The 17,353-nt window shown below is 43.6% G+C and carries 14 protein-coding genes; 7 read left to right on the forward strand and 7 right to left on the reverse strand.

What is annotated here, in order from left to right; genetic code table 11:
* Nucleotides 1–692: 692 nt before the first annotated feature.
* From AC59IL_RS14305 to sufB, 7 genes are all read right to left on the reverse strand, one after another.
* Nucleotides 693–1,196: an RrF2 family transcriptional regulator gene (locus AC59IL_RS14305; RefSeq protein ID WP_496552827.1), complete on the reverse strand. Its 504-nt coding sequence runs from the start codon at nt 1,194–1,196 to the stop codon at nt 693–695.
* An 88-nt stretch (nt 1,197–1,284) separates the two neighbouring features.
* Nucleotides 1,285–1,596, reverse strand: a complete 312-nt coding sequence (locus tag AC59IL_RS14310) for an iron-sulfur cluster assembly protein (protein ID WP_496552828.1) — start codon at nt 1,594–1,596, stop codon at nt 1,285–1,287.
* Nucleotides 1,562–2,035: a SufE family protein gene (locus AC59IL_RS14315; RefSeq protein ID WP_496552829.1), complete on the reverse strand. Its 474-nt coding sequence runs from the start codon at nt 2,033–2,035 to the stop codon at nt 1,562–1,564. The genes AC59IL_RS14310 and AC59IL_RS14315 overlap by 35 nt, the downstream gene beginning before the upstream one ends.
* A gap of 2 nt (nt 2,036–2,037) precedes the next feature.
* The gene (locus AC59IL_RS14320; RefSeq protein ID WP_496552830.1) at nt 2,038–3,270 is read right to left on the reverse strand and encodes a SufS family cysteine desulfurase; all 1,233 of its coding nucleotides are present in this window, start codon (nt 3,268–3,270) and stop codon (nt 2,038–2,040) included.
* Nucleotides 3,267–4,577, reverse strand: coding sequence for a Fe-S cluster assembly protein SufD (sufD, locus tag AC59IL_RS14325; protein WP_496552831.1), 1,311 nt, complete (start codon nt 4,575–4,577; stop codon nt 3,267–3,269). The genes AC59IL_RS14320 and sufD overlap by 4 nt, the downstream gene beginning before the upstream one ends.
* Before the next feature lie 78 nt (nt 4,578–4,655).
* On the reverse strand, nt 4,656–5,411 hold the full coding sequence (gene sufC, locus AC59IL_RS14330) for a Fe-S cluster assembly ATPase SufC (protein WP_496552832.1): 756 nt from the start codon (nt 5,409–5,411) through the stop codon (nt 4,656–4,658).
* Between the two features lie 212 nt (nt 5,412–5,623).
* Nucleotides 5,624–7,069 (reverse strand): Fe-S cluster assembly protein SufB, encoded by a 1,446-nt coding sequence (gene sufB / locus AC59IL_RS14335; RefSeq protein WP_496552833.1) that lies wholly within the window; start codon nt 7,067–7,069, stop codon nt 5,624–5,626.
* 721 nt (nt 7,070–7,790) lie between these two features.
* Between sufB and AC59IL_RS14340 the strand changes: the two genes are divergently transcribed.
* The 7 genes from AC59IL_RS14340 to AC59IL_RS14370 all read left to right on the forward strand — a co-directional run bounded on the left by AC59IL_RS14340 (nt 7,791) and on the right by AC59IL_RS14370 (nt 17,308).
* Nucleotides 7,791–8,333, forward strand: a complete 543-nt coding sequence (locus AC59IL_RS14340) for a phage tail protein (protein ID WP_496552834.1) — start codon at nt 7,791–7,793, stop codon at nt 8,331–8,333.
* A gap of 23 nt (nt 8,334–8,356) precedes the next feature.
* Nucleotides 8,357–8,893 (forward strand): phage tail protein, encoded by a 537-nt coding sequence (locus AC59IL_RS14345; protein WP_496552835.1) that lies wholly within the window; start codon nt 8,357–8,359, stop codon nt 8,891–8,893.
* A 6-nt stretch (nt 8,894–8,899) separates the two neighbouring features.
* Complete coding sequence (locus tag AC59IL_RS14350; protein WP_496552836.1) at nt 8,900–9,448, forward strand: phage tail protein; 549 nt, start codon at nt 8,900–8,902, stop codon at nt 9,446–9,448.
* Between the two features lie 66 nt (nt 9,449–9,514).
* The gene (locus AC59IL_RS14355) at nt 9,515–10,660 is read left to right on the forward strand and encodes an ABC transporter substrate-binding protein (RefSeq protein WP_496552837.1); all 1,146 of its coding nucleotides are present in this window, start codon (nt 9,515–9,517) and stop codon (nt 10,658–10,660) included.
* Between the two features lie 190 nt (nt 10,661–10,850).
* Nucleotides 10,851–13,106: a T9SS type A sorting domain-containing protein gene (locus tag AC59IL_RS14360; RefSeq protein WP_496552838.1), complete on the forward strand. Its 2,256-nt coding sequence runs from the start codon at nt 10,851–10,853 to the stop codon at nt 13,104–13,106.
* A gap of 75 nt (nt 13,107–13,181) precedes the next feature.
* On the forward strand, nt 13,182–13,670 hold the full coding sequence (locus AC59IL_RS14365; protein WP_496552839.1) for a hypothetical protein: 489 nt from the start codon (nt 13,182–13,184) through the stop codon (nt 13,668–13,670).
* A gap of 284 nt (nt 13,671–13,954) precedes the next feature.
* Nucleotides 13,955–17,308, forward strand: coding sequence for a VCBS repeat-containing protein (locus AC59IL_RS14370; protein WP_496552840.1), 3,354 nt, complete (start codon nt 13,955–13,957; stop codon nt 17,306–17,308).
* The last annotated feature ends 45 nt before the right edge of the window (nt 17,309–17,353 follow it).

The following is a 17,353-nucleotide window of genomic DNA, read 5'->3' on the forward strand; positions in this document are numbered from 1 at the left end:
GACGACAAAGATCGCGCTGCCAAAGATCAAAAAGATCGTGACGATAGAGATCGCGAAGAAAAAGATCGCGTTGCCAAAGAACAAAAAGACCGCGACGATAAAGATCGCGCAGATAAAGAGCAAAAAGATCGTGCAGAAAAAGATCGTATAGCTAAAGAACAAAAGGATCGTGACGANAGATAAAGAAGAAGAAGATCGTATAGCTAAAGAGCAAAAAGATAAGGAAGATAAAGAACGCGCTGATAAAGAACAGAAAGATCGTGAGGAAAAAGATCGCATTGCCAAAGAGCAAAAGGATCGCGAGGACAAAGAACGTGCAGCTAAAGAACAAAAAGATAAGGAAGATAAAGATCGCGCCGCTAAGGAACAAAAAGACAAAGAAGATAAAGAGCGCGCCGACAAAGAGAAAAAAGATAAGGAAGAGAAAGATAAAAAGGACGCTGATGACAAGAACAAAAACGACAAAGACAGCGGCGCAGAAAAAGATAAAAAAGGACCCGATAAGAAAGATAAATAATTGCGAGCCTTCTTCTATTGCACCTTATTCCACCAAAAGAATAGTCCCGCCGGTTGGCGGGGCTTTTTTTATGCTAAGTTGGAAGCGTCAGGGAGCAAAATAAAAATGCGAGACTTCACGTCTCGCAAAATACATTCAAATCTTTTTGCGCCTTAGCGCCTCTGCGCGAACTTATTTATTGCCCCGGAGAAACAATGCTCATAATACTTCTCTTCAACGCAGGATCGGGTTCCAGCATCTTGTACAACAGCCGGGCCGATTCCTCTTCAGAATTAACCAGGTCGTGCAGGGTAACTTTATCCAATAACTGATCGAGCGTATATTGTATCATCTGCCACAATGAACGGGCGCTGCAATCAACCGAATTGGTGCACAGCTTCATTGTTCCGGTATGCGAACCACAAAAGGTATTATTGAACATGGGACCGCCCAATGCCTTCAACGCTTCGTTTATAATAATTTCTTTTGCCGGTTTGGCCAGCACATATCCGCCTTTATAACCGGGTGTGCTGTTTATAAATCCTTTCAGGCGCAAAATACGGGTGAGCTTCGCTACATAAGTACCGGTAAGCCCTTCCGCTTCACTTAACTGCGGAATGCTCATTCCATTCGTATCCTTGCAGGCCGCAAGGCGAATTAATATGCGTAAGCCGTATTCTTCCTGTGCAGTAATTTTCATGTTTTGTTTTTGTGGTCAATCGTGAATGGTCAATGCTGAATTTGTCTGACTTTTTTCTATTGCCTATTGCCCATTGCCTATTGCCTTTTTATAAAAATCCCAGTTGCAGCTGCGCTGCTTCCGACATCATGCTTTTGTCCCAGGCCGGTGTCCAGGTTACAGCAACATGTACGTCGTTCACCCCTTCAATTTCCCGCACTTTCTGATCAACTTCAACCGGTAACGACTGCGCAGCCGGACAACCCGGCGCCGTTAATGTCATTACGATCTGAACGTTGTTGATCGGCAGTATATTTATTTCATATATCAATCCCAGTTCCCAGATGCTAACCGGTATTTCGGGATCGAAAATGGTTTGTAAAACCTCAGTTACTTTTTGTTTCAGCGCTTCGTTCTCCATGCTGCATCGAGTTTTTGATTTTATAAGCCAGCGCAAAATTTTTCATTTGCTTTACCATGGCCAGCAATCCGTTCGAACGGGTTTGCGCCAGGTGCGTGGTCATTCCAATCTGTTGAATAAATCCCAGGTTAGTTTGTATTATTTCATCCGGCGTATGGCCGCTCAGCACCCTGATCAACATACTGATCAGTCCTTTTACAATCACAGCATCACTATCGGCTTTAAAAAATACTTTTCCATCGTTATAATCAGCTACCAGCCAAACGGTGCTCTGGCAGCCCCTCACCTTGTTCTCATCTAACTTATGCTTGTCTTCCAGCACAGGCAATTTCTTTCCCAGGTCAATGATATATTCGTACTTATCATCCCACGAATCGAACAGAGAAAATTCTTCTACTATTTCGTTCTCAATTTCCTGTATGGTTTTATGATCGCTCATGCTTATAATAACATTTTAATGGCCTTTTGCAATCCCGTTATCAACTGGTCAATTTCTTCTTTGGTGTTGTACATCGCAAAGGAAGCCCTGATGGTTCCGGGTATTCCAAAACAATGCATCAGCGGCTGGGCGCAATGGTGACCGGTTCTTACGGCAATGCCGCGATTATCTAACAAAATGCCAATATCCTGCGGATGTATTTTATCAATCACAAATGAAACCACGCTCACTTTACGGGCTGCATTACCAATGATTTTCAATCCGGGTATATGCTGCAGTTGTTCTGTAGCATATGCCAGCAATTCATTTTCGTGATTGCGTATTTTTTCTTTTCCAATCTTAGTTACGAAATCCAACGCTGTTTTCAATACTACCGCATCGCCAATATTAGGCGTACCGGCTTCATATTTATAAGGAAGGTCGTTAAAGGTGGTTTTTTCAAACGTTACTTCTTTAATCATCTCTCCCCCACCCTGAAATACAGGCATTGCTTCGAGCAATTGTTTTTTGCCATACAAAATGCCTATACCGGTTGGTCCATATACTTTGTGCGATGAAAAGGCAAAGAAATCGCAATCCATTGCCTGCACATCTATATCAAGGTGTACCGAAGACTGCGCCCCGTCGATCAACACCACAGCGCCCACCTTATGAGCGGCTTCAATGATCTGCTCAACCGGGTTTACAGTGCCCAGTGCATTGGATACATGTACAATTGAAACCAGTTTGGTTTTCGGGCTCAGCAGCTTCCGGTATTCATCCATCAGCAGTTCGCCGTTTTGCTGCGGCACTACTTTTAATAAAGCTCCTTTTTCTTCGCACAGTATCTGCCAGGGAACAATATTCGAGTGATGTTCCATTTCAGATATGATGATCTCGTCACCTGCTGTAATATTTTTACGCCCCCAGGTATATGCTACCAGGTTAATGCCTTCGGTTGTTCCCCGGGTGAAAATGATCTCTTCGCGTGAAGCGGCATTGATAAATTGGCGGGCCGTATCGCGACTGGCTTCAAAAGCAGCTGTAGCTTCTTCGGCCAGTGTATGAATACCCCGATGCACATTCGCATTAATGTTGGTATAATAATCTATCAGCGCATCAATTACCACCTGCGGCTTTTGCGAAGTAGCGGCATTATCTAAATATACCAGCGGATGGCCTTTTACCAGCCGGTTCAACGCAGGAAACTGCCGGCGTATGGCATAAACATCCAGGTCTTTTGATAGTGTTATCATGCTATATCAAATTCCAAACGTTCTGAAATCAGTTTATCAACATACTCTCTGATGGGTGCGGGCTTAATCTGATCAAGAATATCAACAGCAAAGCCATGTAACAATAATGAACGTGCTGTTTCTTCCTGAATACCTCTCGAACGCAGATAAAATAAACTTTCTTCGTCGAGGCGGCCGATTGTACAACCGTGCGAGCACTTTACGTCATCGGCAAAGATCTCGAGCTGCGGTTTGGTATTTACACTGGCGCCTTCGCCCAGCAATACATTTTTATTGCTTTGATAGGCGTTGGTTTTTTGCGCATCGGGCTTTACAAATATCTTTCCATTGAAAACTCCCGTACTTTGATCACCCATAATTCCCTTATACAATTCATTGCTTTCGCAATTGGGTTTGGCATGATCAACGATAGTATGGTTATCGATATGGCTTTGTCCCTGTTGTAAATAAAAACCATACAAATGGGCTTCACAATGCTGATCGTCGAGCACAATATTCAGGTTGTTACGAACCAAACCGGCGTTTAACGAAACAGTTACCGTGTGCGTATAGCTTTTGCCAATTTGCTGAATATGGGTAGTAGCTACCTGGCTGGCGTGCGACGCGTCGTTTTGTATTTTGTAATACTCGGTTACGGCATCTCTTTCAACCACAATTTCAATCACCCGGTTGGTAAAGCTTTCCTGTGTGCCCAGTGTGTTAAAGGTTTCAACAAACTGTACCTGTGCTGCCTGCCCAACATAAACCAGTGTACGCGGTTGCGCCAGAATGCTGGCCTGCCGTGAATCGGTAATATTATAAATGTAAACGGGATGCTCAATTACCTGGCCCTTTTTCACATGTACAAATACACCGTCCTGTGCAAACGCGGTGCTCAGGGCATTGATACCGTCTTTTAAATAATTGCTGCTATGACCAAGATGTTTGCTAACGATTTCGGCGTACTCATTTTTTGCAGCCTCCTGTAATGGCTGAACGGTCAATCCTTTTGAGCGAACAACCGAAAACTCATTCGAGTAACGGCCGTTTATAAAAAACAGTTCATTGGCCTGTTCATAACCCGGTAAGCGAAGCGCGTTTATATCGGCAGCGCTTATCGAAGCTATTTTTTGATTTACCGGGTATTCGTATTCTTTATTAAAGAAGCTACCTATGCGGGTATATTTCCACTCTTCGTGCCTGGTAGTAGGAATACCCATTTTGTTTAACGCCTCAAATGCTTTCTGACGTATAACGCCCAATCCATTCAGGCCGTTTACAGAAGGTAACTGATTATACTGCTCTTTTAAATATTCTAAATTGTTCATTGTTAACAGTTCAAAATGAGGTGTTCCTCTTTTTTTTACTCGTTTTACTCAGCATGTAACAATCCTGCACTTCAATGCTTATGCCTCAACATTCTCGCTTTTAATAAAATCATATCCTCTTTCTTCCAGCTCAAACGCCAGTTCTTTGGGACCCGATTTTACTATCCGTCCATTATACAGTACATGTACAAAATCAGGAACGATATAATCTAACAGGCGCTGATAGTGAGTAACTAACAGTACTGCATTGTCTTTTTTGCGTAATTTATTTACCCCGTTGGCTACAATGCGAATGGCATCGATATCCAAACCTGAGTCGGTTTCATCGAGGATGGCGAGCTTGGGTTGCAGCATGGCCATCTGAAAAATTTCATTGCGCTTTTTTTCACCGCCCGAAAAACCTTCGTTCAGGGAGCGGCTCAGTAAAGATTGGTCGATGTTCACCAATGCCATTTTTTCTTTCATGAGTTTCAGAAAGGCAACGGCATCCAGCGATTCTTCACCACGATACTTGCGTACCTGGTTAACGGCTGTTTTTATAAAGTTGGTGGTAGTTAAACCTGGTATTTCAACAGGGTATTGAAAAGCCAGAAACAATCCTTCAGCGGCTCTGTCTTCGGGCGACAGTTCAAGCAGGTCTTTTCCTAAAAACTCAACAGAACCATTGGTCACTTCATAGTTTTCGCGGCCGGCCAGTACCGATGCCAGCGTGCTTTTGCCTGATCCGTTCGGGCCCATGATAGCATGCACTTCGCCGGCTTTTATTTCGAGATTAATCCCTTTTAAAATTTTCTTTTCTTCAATACCTGCGTGCAGGTTGCTAATTGATAACATAACTTGATTATATATATTTAAAACGTCTTATAAGCAAATTCATTCCTGTATTCAATTGATCGATTGTCTGATTGTTCGATGGTTATGTCTCAAACTTCAGGCTTGTTTTCCATCGGCTGAGTATCCGAATATCAACGCCCCAACCATCAAACCATCTAACAATTGAACCATTGTATTTCATTTTCAAATTTTCAAATTGGCTAATTTTCAAATTATCCAACGCTTCCTTCAAGGCTAATGGCCAGCAGCTTCTGTGCTTCTACAGCAAACTCCATTGGCAACTGGTTCATTACTTCTTTGGCAAAGCCGTTAATGATCAGTGCTACGGCAGTTTCGGTATCAATACCGCGCTGGTTGCAATAGAATATCTGGTCTTCACCAATTTTCGAAGTGGTGGCTTCGTGTTCAACAACAGCGGTGCTATTTTTTACTTCAATGTATGGGAAAGTATGCGCGCCGCATTTATCGCCCAGCAACAATGAGTCGCATTGCGAAAAGTTACGGGCATTGGCTGCGTTTTTACCTACATGCACCAAACCGCGATAACTGTTGTTGCTAACACCGGCCGATATACCTTTCGATACAATGCGGCTACGGGTGTTTTTTCCGAGGTGCATCATTTTGGTACCGGTATCGGCCTGCTGGTGGTTATTGGTTACGGCAACTGAATAAAATTCACCTACCGAATAATCGCCTTTTAATATTACGCTGGGGTATTTCCAGGTAATGGCTGAGCCGGTTTCTACCTGCGTCCACGAAATTTTTGCATGAGCACCCTGGCAAATACCGCGCTTGGTTACAAAGTTGTAAATACCGCCTACACCATCTTTATCACCGGGATACCAGTTTTGAACGGTGCTATATTTTATTTCGGCATTTTCCATGGCGATCAGCTCAACCACAGCGGCATGCAGCTGGTTTTCGTCGCGAATGGGGGCAGTACAACCTTCGAGGTAGCTCACATAGCTGCCTTCGTCGGCAACGAGTAGCGTACGTTCAAACTGACCGGTATTCTCTGCATTGATACGGAAATAGGTACTTAATTCCATGGGGCAACGAACGCCTTTTGGAATGTAGCAGAAAGAGCCATCGCTGAAAACGGCAGAATTCAGTGCCGAAAAATAATTATCGGTAATAGGTACTACAGAACCTATATATTTTCTCACCAGTTCGGGGTGTTCCTGAATGGCTTCGCTCATTGAGCAGAAAATGATGCCCAGTTCTCCCAGTTGCTCTTTAAAGGTGGTACCTATTGATACACTGTCAATTACCGCATCGATGGCAACACCAGAAAGGCGTTTTTGCTCGTCGAGCGAAATGCCCAGTTTTTCGAATGTTTTTCTTAATTCAGGATCAATTTCGTCGAGGCTATTAACAGTCTTTTTCTGTTTGGGGGCAGAATAATAGATAATATCCTGATAATTAATTGGTTCATACTTAACATTGGCCCAGGTTGGTTCTTCCATTTTCAGCCAATGGGCATAAGCTTTCAGCCTCCACTCCAGCATCCACTCCGGTTCTTTCTTTTTGGCCGAAATAAAGCGGATCGTATCCTCATTTAGGCCGGGAGGCGCCTCATCCGTTTCGATTTCAGTTACAAAACCGTATTTATAATCACTAAGAACCGTTTTTTCAATAGCACTAAGCTCATTATTCATAGCAAAATCTTTTATTCTTATTTAAGCAGGCACAAAGGTACAACAATCTATACTAAAAAGTATAAACAGTGTTATATCATTTATGTTTATGACGGGATAAATTCTTTTTATAAAGGCATTTTGTTGAAGGTGACCATCCCCCCTCTGGCGGGAGTCCTGTAAGTTTATTCAGCTGATGGGAGTTTGCCTGTTTTCGGGCGCAAATGTAGGACAGAATTGTGATTTGGGGGGTTAACAAGGTAAATATTATAGGATTTTTGGGGGTTAGGTGATTATCTAACCAATAAAATATAGAGTCTCAGGCTGTTAACGGAAATTAATTGTAAAATGTCTTATCCTGGGTAATAGGTTATTTTTATAAAAATGATCACTCTTTGCTTTGCCGAAACCAGACCAACATATAAAAACTTCCAACATACGTAATTGCTATAAAAATTTCTCACACGTCCATTCTGCGTTTATCTGCAACAGTTGTTTTACCTATGGGTTTTGGGTATTTTGTTAAACCAACAATTATTTTTTTTACCAACTCCCTATCACGTTTTTCACATACAAAATGCTGTAGTTCACCCATAAAGCCTGGGTAGACAAAAGGGGTATTAGTATTTTTATCAATTGTATAGTAGCTGATGATGCAACACCTACACATGTCGTTTATAAAATATGATAATTAAAAGTATACATTTGCATTTACGTATCCCTAATCATAACTGCTTATTCTATGGATGGATTTATCGCTGAGATTCGCCTTTTCGCTGCCAATTTTGCTCCCAAATACTGGGCCTATTGCCAGGGTCAGCTTTTAGCAATTAATCAAAACCAGGCTTTATTTTCATTACTCGGTACCATGTATGGTGGCGACGGCCGTGTCAACTTTGCCCTACCCGATCTGAGAGGAAGAACAGCCATCGGTGAAGGCACCGGATCTGGTCTTTCCGGTTATACCATAGGTCAGGTAACGGGCAGCGCCACCAACACATTAAATATTAATCAGCTTCCTTCCCACAATCATACAGTTACCGGTACCATTACCATGCGCGCCACCAGCACGGCTGCCAATCAACAAAGCCCTTCCGGCAATTATTTCGCGAACGACGGCAGCCAAAAATACGATGTACAAAACGACGGCGTAACCATGCAACCGGCCAATCTGAATCTTATTGTTGCCAATACCGGATCGGGTACAGCCTTTACTAATATGATGCCCTATCTGGTACTTAACCACATTATTTGTATGCAGGGTATTTTTCCATCAAGAAATTAATATTACTCTTTTAAAAAATTATCATGTCTGATTATATTGGAGAGATCCGCACGTTCGGCGGCAATTTCGCCCCGGCTAGCTGGTTGTTTTGTAATGGCCAGCTACTGCCAATTTCCGAATACGAAACGTTGTTTAATTTAATAGGCACTACTTACGGGGGCGATGGGGTTGAGACTTTTGCACTTCCCGACCTTCAAAGCCGGGTGCCTGTTGGTGCAGGTACAAGCGGTGGTGTCACTTATAATTTAGGCGATGTAGGGGGCACCGAAACAAATACACTAATTACCGGCAATCTGCCTGCGCATAACCACGCCATTAGCGGTACAGCGGCGTTGCTCGTATCGGGCGAAGATGGTCATAAAACAACTCCGGGCAATAATTATCCGGCTGTAAACGGTAAGAATATTTATTCAACCACAACCGATAACAGCCTGATGCCGGCAACGGCCGCTTTAACTACAGGAAGCACAGGTGCAGCGTTGCCTATCGACAATACTCAACCTTACCTCGCAGTTTCTTACATTATTTGTGCATTTGGAATTTTTCCAACATCCAATTAAATTATTATGAACGAATATATAGGTATAATACGATGGTTCGCAAGCAACTTTGCTCCAACAGGCTGGGCGCTATGCTATGGACAACTGCTTTCGATAAGCTCAAATACCGCTTTGTTCTCGCTTTTAGGTACTACGTATGGCGGTGATGGAAGAACCAATTTTGCATTACCCGATTTTCGGGGCCGTGTTGCAGTTGGTTCAGGACAGGGAACGGGTTTATCGCAATATGTTTTAGGACAAACCGGAGGAAGCGAAAGCAATACACTCCTCACAAACAACCTGCCGCCACATACTCATGCAATAACAGGAACTGTAACCCTGAATGCTAATGCAGGCGCAGGAAATACCGATACACCGTATAATAATTATCCGGCTGCATTATCAGGCACATCAACATATAACAATGCCAATGATGGCAGCGCTTTGCAAAATCTGCAGCACAACCTGAGTTTAGCCAATACAGGAGGTAGTGGAACGCCGGTAAATAACATTCAACCGGTGCTGGCGCTTACCTGCCTCATTTGCACACAGGGCGTTTTTCCGCCACGTTTTTAAGCAGTTGAAGTTATAAGATAAAACTTTGTAAATATTTCATTCATAAGCACCCAACCAATTTAAAGTATGCCCGCTATCGGAATGCTGTTACCTGGTTCAACGCTCTATCCGTCTATCGGCATAGATTTTTTGCAGGGTATCCGTGCGTGTTTTAAATACTATGAGGCTGCCGATATCACGTTGCATAATTTTCCTGTAGGATTTGGGTTAAATGAGGAAGAAATATATAAAGAGACAGAAAAATTTTTACTGGTGAACGACGTGGATGTGGTGATTGCCTATGCAGATGATCGTTTGGCAAAAACACTGTCGCCCCTCGTTACGGCAGCAAATAAATTATTGATCATTACCAATGCCGGAGCCCACTACCCCACTACAGGCGCCGATTTCACAAATACCATTTTTCATTCACTGAACGACTGCCTGTATTCGTACATGACCGGGCAATTATGCGGCCGGTTAACAGGCGATAAAAAAGCAATTGCCGCTACTTCGTATTACGATGGCGGTTATCAGCATGGCCATGCCATGACGAATGCTTTTATATCAGAAGGCGGGGAAATACAATTCAATTTCATCAGTCATTTTAAAAAGCAGGAGTTCAATATTAATCCGCTGGCTGCTTTTATTCAAAATAATCCGGCGGTAAATACATTGCTTTGTTTGTATTGCGGTGATATGGCGCGGTGTTTTTATGAACAGATAGCTCCCCTGCAGGAAAAATATGATCTGCAGTTATACGGATCGCCTATGCTGTTCGACAACACACCCGGCGATTTTACCGAAACAAATCCATATGTAAAACACATAAAAGGCTATACAGGGTACACAGCTTCGTTACAAAATGAGCAGAACCTGAATTTTATGGCCTTTTTGAAAAAAGAAGGTAATAAAGAAGCAAACCTGTTCTCATTACAGGGATGGGAAACTGCTTTGCTGATAATAAATTATTTACAACAACTAACTGCCGGCGCCACGGTAACAGCAGGGATAGAACTATTGAAAAAACAACCGGTACACAGTCCGAGGGGAACGTTACGGATAAACAACAACATGATTACCGGCCCTGCTTACTTAGTGAATGCCACAGGAATGTTGAACGTACAGGTTGAAGAAGTGATAGAAGATACCATACAGGTACATAACGAAATGATGGCTCAGATACCTGACACCGTATTTTCGACCTGGCAAAACACGTATTTGTGTATTTAGATGAAAGACCTCTTTGTTCAGAATTCAATATTTTATAATTAACCCGGGGGTTCGACTGCGCGCAATGCCTGCACCGGTGTTTTCGCACAAATTGCGGAACTCAGGACCGGAAGCATGTTGCCGTTAGCCGATTCACGTTTCATACCGCCATAGCGGAAACGATTCACCATTCACGTATAAATCCTCATACATGCAAAAATTTTACAGGATAGTCAGCTCCTGCATGCTTATCTTATTGTGCACGGCAACAACCAGCCATGCCCAAAACAACCTGTCGGCCGGTGATATTGCCATCGCAAGTTACCAAAGCGATAAAGATCTCAGCAATAGTGATCTTGGCGGTACAACCCGCTATACCGATCGTTTTTCAATCGTTGTATTAAAAAGCGGCGGACTCGCAGCCGGTACCGTTATTTATTTTACCGATAACGGTTGGAACGGTAATACCGGCAATTTCATTTCGGGACTTACAGAAGGCTTTATAAAGTGGGTAGTGCCCACAGGCGGCATTCCCTTAGGTACCGAAGTATATTTTATCAGCAGCTATAACGACCCCGTTACAAGCTGGGCAGCTTATTTAAATGAAAACGGTTCTTCATCTGCAGGTACTGTTACTACCGAAAGCGGCAGTAATTACATGGAGCTGAGTTCGGGCGGCGATCAGTTGTTCGCATACCAAACCGGCCCAACCGCCGGACCTGAAGCAGCATATAACAATGCCACCCGTCGTTTTATTACGGGTGTGCATGCCAATGTAGAAACAAATGTTACCACCTATGCCGCATGGGATGGCAACACACCCGCCGGTCCCCATCAAAGCAGTGTTCCTGCCGATTTAACCGTTGGCGTTAATGCTTTTCTGTTATCACAGTCAGCATTACCCGTAAGTACAGTCGGTGCAGGCGAATGGGACAATGGAAAATACAATGGTACCGGATCAACCGCCTGCAGTACCACCGCTTTATCTACGGCTGTTAATACTGCCGCCAATAATGTGCTCAGCAATACGGCCTTTGCTATTGGCTCCACTTCGGGCCACAATACGTTTACGCTTAATAATCCTGTTACTTTTTCTATAAACCCGATAAATGCATCGGTTTGTAATGGTTTAACAGCTGCTTATATTGTGTTGGCCTCCGGTACCGGACCATTAACGTATCAATGGCAGGAAAGCACCAATTCATCATTTACATCGCCTGTAACGCTTGGCAACACCGGGGTTTACAGCGGCGTTAATACTTCTACTTTAAGTATCTCTGATAATACAGGTTTGGGAGGACGATATTACCGTGCTGTTGTTACCGGTACCTGTGGTCCGGTTAACAGCAATACAGCATCACTTTCATTGAATGCCACTTTGCCGGCAACAACAGCTTCCATTACCCAGGCTGTTAACACCAAAAATAACCTGTATTATAGTTCACCCTGCGAACTGGTGGCAAAGATTGTTCCTTCAGGCGCCAGTCAGTTGACCGGCAATGTTACCAGCAAAGTATGGATCGAAGGCAGTGTACCCACTTACAGCAGCCAGCCGTTTGTGGCAAGGCATTACCAGATTACGCCTGCTACCAATGCAACTACTGCAACCGGAACAGTTACCCTGTATTTTACACAGGCTGAATTTACCGCCTTCAATGCGGCAGCCGGCAGTACGCTCGATTTGCCAACAGGACCATCTGATAACGCAGGTAAAAGCAATTTGCGCATAGGAAAATATTCAGGCAGCAGCAACAATGGCACCGGATTACCGGGCACATATACTTCCGGCGCTATAGTGATTGACCCATCGGATGCCAATATTGTATGGAATTCGACCTTCAGCCGCTGGGAAATCACGTTCGATGTTACCGGCTTCAGCGGGTTTATTGTACAAACTTCTGCCAGCGTATTACCGGTTAATTTAACTGCTTTTGATGTTCAGTTAAACAACAGCGACGCGTTGCTTCAATGGAAAACAGCACTTGAAGTAAACAACGATTATTTTGAAGTGGAAAGAAGCACCAACGGACAAACCTATACACCCATCGGTAAAGTAGCCGGCAACAACGGAACCGGTATTCAGAATTATACGTATACCGATAAAAATGTTGCATTGTTATCTATCCCCAAAGTATACTACCGCCTTAAAATAGTAAGTACAACAGGCGAAGTTGAATATAGCAGCATTATTACGCTCCCGTTAAGCGAATCTGCTTCACCGGTTGTGGCTGTAACACCTAATCCGTTTACCAGCAATTTAAAGGTTACGGTGCAAATGCCCGAAGCAGCAAAGCTGGCCATCAGGCTCAGTGATATTACCGGCCAGGTGTTGAAAACCGACTATGTGAAAGTACCCAAAGGACAAACCATTGTTCCTGTTACGGGAGTTGGTAACCTGGTTCAGGGCATATATATCCTTTCTGTTCAATTGAACGGACAGGTGTATACCTATAAAATAGTAAAATAAAAATACAGGCATTGTGCCCCAATGCGAGCATTTGCGGTACAATGCCATTCAACCTTAACAGCTTAAATATATACCATGCGCCGTCGCGATTTTTTATATAATACCGGTTTATTGTTTCCCGCCCTGCTGGCATCGCCTGCACTGGCTTTGGCGTCACAAAAAACCATTAACGCCGAACTGCTGATCGTTCACGATGAAGAAACAACTCCTGCTCATGTATCGGCTGTTTTCAATGATACGTCACTGAATGCCCGTCAGCTGAACAGCAGGGAAATCAGTTCCCTCAGCTATTCAAAAAATGGTTTTGTGGTTACCACTTCCGATAATACCACTTTCGTGGCGCAAAAAATTGTGGTGAATACATCGCACAAAATAAACACGCCGCAATCGTCTGTTGCCATCAATACAGGCAACAGAACCTTTCATATTGAATATGTTTCGGAAAATGAAAGCAAGGCCACGCCCGAGTTCTGGTTCTTCAAAACGAAGCAATTTCATATAAACAGCATACAACCATTCATAAACCGCAACAGGCATGCTGTATTATGCCTGTCGGGTTCGTAACAGATTATAAAGCAGTTAACTACAAGGTGAGTCACTCTTTCCGGGGTGGCTCACCTTTTTTAATGTGAGCCCATGCCGCTTAAGGGAAGGCCACCCCGGAAAGGTGATCCCCCACCCGCCCCTTACGAAACCGTTTTCGTAAATAAAAAACAATTACTTAATATGTAGGGGCTCTAAAAATGTGCAACTTCAGTGATCGGCAAAATATTGCACTATAAACCCATACATATAAAAACCTGCCTGTAAAGATTTTTAACCTGGTTACATTGCCATAATTAACTGCCATGAGGTCTAAAAAGATCTGGTTTTCGCTACAGATATTGTATTTGCTCGCACTTTCCTGCAAACAGGAACCAAATACCTTATTTACCGAAGTAGCCCCATCCCATTCCCACATCGATTTCACCAACACCATTAAGGAAAATAAAGACTACAACGTTCTTACGTATGAGTATATATATAATGGTGCAGGCGTGGCGGTTGGCGATCTGAACAACGACGGATTGCCCGACGTAATGCTTACCGGTAACATGACGCCCAATAAACTCTATTTGAATAAAGGCAACCTGCAGTTTGAAGATATTACCGAAAAAGCCGGCGTTCAGGGACGGCCCAAATGGAAGACCGGCGTTGTTATGGCCGATGTAAACGGCGATGGACTGCTCGATATATATGTATGCTACTCAGGCCCCGGTACCGATGAAGAAAGGGCTAATGAACTATACATCAATACCGGCGTACAGAACGGCATTCCTGTTTTTAAAGAACAGGCCAAACAATACGGAATAGATGCGCCCGGCACCTTTACCACCACCGCTTCGTTTTTTGATATGGATAACGACGGCGACCTCGACATGTTTATGGTGAACCATGCCGACATGTTCTTTAATCCGTTCTTTAATTCAACCAAACTGCGTAGCACCCGCCACCCTAAATTCGGCAACCGGCTTTACCGGAACGACAATGGCGTATTTTCAGATATCAGCGAACAGGCTGGTATCGATGGCAGTGGTTTGAACTTTGGATTGAGTGTGGCAGTAAGTGATATCAATAACGACGGATGGCCCGACATTTATGTAACCAATGATTACGATGAACGCGACTTTCTATACCTGAACAATCACAACGGCACATTTCGCGAAGTGCTTACCAAAGCAGCGGGCCATATGTCGGAATTTGCTATGGGGTCAGACATTGCCGACTTTAACAATGATAACAGGCCCGATATTATGGTGCTGGATATGTTGCCCGAAGACAACCATCGCCAGAAACTATTAAAAGGCCCCGATGCATACGACCGGTATTCGATGCGCGTACAAAATGGATACCATTACCAGCAAATGCGCAATACCTTACAACTGAACAATGGCACCGACAGCAGCGGCATTCCTATATTCAGCGAAATGGCACAAATGGCGGGCGTATCAAATACCGACTGGAGCTGGGCGCCCCTGTTTGCCGATTTTGATAATGATGGATGGAAAGACCTTTTTATATCGAACGGAATATTTAAAGATATCAATGACCTCGACTTTGTAAAATTCACCTCGGGCTATTCGCAAAACCCCAATGTTGGCAAAATAAACGATAAGGATGCCATGTGGCAGCTGATACAACAAATGCCATCGACCAAACTCAACAACTACCTGTTTAAAAATAATCAGAACCTGGGTTTCACCAACGTTACAGCCAGTTGGGGACTTACCAAAAAAACAGTGAGCAATGGCGCTGCCTATGCCGACCTCGATAACGATGGCGACCTTGACCTCGTTATAAACTCGCTGAACGATAAGGTATCGGTGTATCGTAACAACAGCCGCGAAACATCCCCGGCACATTATATAAAGCTCCGGTTAAAAGCATTGGGCAAAAACACCTATGGCGTAGGCGCTAAAGTGTTTATTAAAACAGCGCATAATAAGCAATTTCAGGAGCAATATATAACACGCGGTTTTCAATCGAGTGTTGACCCCATAATGCACATTGGTTTGGGTGCCGATAGTATTATTGAATCGCTAACTATAAAATGGCCGCAGGGCAATACAACCAATATACAACAAATAAAAGCCGATACGCTGCTTGTTATAACTGAAACTGCAACTGCGCCGGAAGGCCCAGGCCACAGCGAATATCCTGCAGCGCCTTTGTTTCAGGATGTTACACAAACATCAGGGTTAAATTACGTTCACAAACCATTGGGGTTTGTTGATTTTAAAATATTCCCCCTTCTCCCCTACCAGTTATCAAAAACAGGACCGTGTATAGCTAAAGCCGATGTAAATGGCGACGGCCTTGAAGATGTGTTTATTGGCGCATCTAACGGTTCGGCCAGTGTATTATATCTGCAAACCAAAGCAGGCACCTTTACACCCGCAGCAAACCAACCATGGAATAACAATACAAACATCACCAATACCGACGCCCTGTTCTTTGATGCCGATAACGATAAAGACATGGACCTGTATATCGTGAGCGGCGGCACCGAATACAATCCGGGTAATAAAAACTATCAGGACCGTTTTTTTGAAAATGACGGCCATGGAAACTTTGTGTTACGGGAAGAGGCGCTACCTGCCGAAACTGCCAGCGGCGCCTGTGTTCGCGTATCAGATATCGATCACGATGGACGGCCCGATCTGTTTATCGGAAATAAAATATCACCGGGCTCTTTTCCGCAGGCGCCCGAAAGTTTTATTCTTAAAAACAAAAGCGCCAACGCTCATATTCAATTTGTAAAAGACGTACAAAAAGATACTACACTGGCACATGCCGGTATGGTTACCGATGCTGCATGGGTTGATCTTAATAAAGACGGTTGGGATGATTTGATTGCCGTAGGTGAATTTATGCCCATTACCATTTTTGAAAATCACCAGGGACAACTGGTAAACGAAACAACCGATTATGGCCTTGCCAATACCGAAGGCTGGTGGTGCCGCCTGTTGACCGGCGATTTCGATAACGACGGAAATACCGACCTCGTTATTGGTAATATGGGTACCAATACCCAATTCAAAGTATCTGCAGAACAACCACTAAGCATCGTGTACAAAGATTTTTTCAGCAATGGCAGCATTGATCCTGTTTTATGCTATTATAATGGCGGCAAACAATGGCCCTATTACTCGCGCGATGAAATGGCCGAACAAATTCCGAGCATCAATAAAAAATTCCTGCATTATAATGATTATGCCGACGCACAGTTAACCGACCTGTTTTCGGAAGATCAGTTGCAGGATGCACACACGGTTAATATCAAAACACTTACTTCGGTGTTTGTAAAAAATACGGGTAACAAAAAATTCATATTGCAGCCATTGCCTCAATATGCACAAATGAGCGCCGTAACAGGCATGGCTGCAACCGACATTGACGGTGATGGCAACAGGGATATTATAGTAGCCGGTAATTTTTATCCTTTCAGGGTACAGTTAGGTCCGCTCGATGCCGGTATTGGCCTCGTATTGAAAAACAATGGCAAAGGCCAGTTCACGCCATTATTGTATGAACAAACCGGTTTATGCATCCGGGGCGATGTTCGCAACCTGATTGCAGTGCAGGGGGGCAACAATCACTTTATTATAGCAGCTAAAAATAACGGACAGTTACAAATATTGCAACAAAGGCACTTTAATTAGAGAGAATTAAGGGATTTATTGATTTAGAGATTTAGGGATTTTGAG

The organism is Niastella sp. sgz303648 (assembly GCF_059587045.1).

What these genes read in the sequence shown, in the direction of transcription:
- AC59IL_RS14305 (WP_496552827.1), bottom strand. Translation starts at nt 1,196, where the DNA reads ATGAAAATTACTGCACAGGAAGAATACGGCTTACGCATATTAATTCGC.
- AC59IL_RS14310 (WP_496552828.1), bottom strand. Translation starts at nt 1,596, where the DNA reads ATGGAGAACGAAGCGCTGAAACAAAAAGTAACTGAGGTTTTACAAACC.
- AC59IL_RS14315 (WP_496552829.1), bottom strand. Translation starts at nt 2,035, where the DNA reads ATGAGCGATCATAAAACCATACAGGAAATTGAGAACGAAATAGTAGAA.
- AC59IL_RS14320 (WP_496552830.1), bottom strand. Translation starts at nt 3,270, where the DNA reads ATGATAACACTATCAAAAGACCTGGATGTTTATGCCATACGCCGGCAG.
- sufD (WP_496552831.1), bottom strand. Translation starts at nt 4,577, where the DNA reads ATGAACAATTTAGAATATTTAAAAGAGCAGTATAATCAGTTACCTTCT.
- sufC (WP_496552832.1), bottom strand. Translation starts at nt 5,411, where the DNA reads ATGTTATCAATTAGCAACCTGCACGCAGGTATTGAAGAAAAGAAAATT.
- sufB (WP_496552833.1), bottom strand. Translation starts at nt 7,069, where the DNA reads ATGAATAATGAGCTTAGTGCTATTGAAAAAACGGTTCTTAGTGATTAT.
- AC59IL_RS14340 (WP_496552834.1), top strand. Translation starts at nt 7,791, where the DNA reads ATGGATGGATTTATCGCTGAGATTCGCCTTTTCGCTGCCAATTTTGCT.
- AC59IL_RS14345 (WP_496552835.1), top strand. Translation starts at nt 8,357, where the DNA reads ATGTCTGATTATATTGGAGAGATCCGCACGTTCGGCGGCAATTTCGCC.
- AC59IL_RS14350 (WP_496552836.1), top strand. Translation starts at nt 8,900, where the DNA reads ATGAACGAATATATAGGTATAATACGATGGTTCGCAAGCAACTTTGCT.
- AC59IL_RS14355 (WP_496552837.1), top strand. Translation starts at nt 9,515, where the DNA reads ATGCCCGCTATCGGAATGCTGTTACCTGGTTCAACGCTCTATCCGTCT.
- AC59IL_RS14360 (WP_496552838.1), top strand. Translation starts at nt 10,851, where the DNA reads ATGCAAAAATTTTACAGGATAGTCAGCTCCTGCATGCTTATCTTATTG.
- AC59IL_RS14365 (WP_496552839.1), top strand. Translation starts at nt 13,182, where the DNA reads ATGCGCCGTCGCGATTTTTTATATAATACCGGTTTATTGTTTCCCGCC.
- AC59IL_RS14370 (WP_496552840.1), top strand. Translation starts at nt 13,955, where the DNA reads ATGAGGTCTAAAAAGATCTGGTTTTCGCTACAGATATTGTATTTGCTC.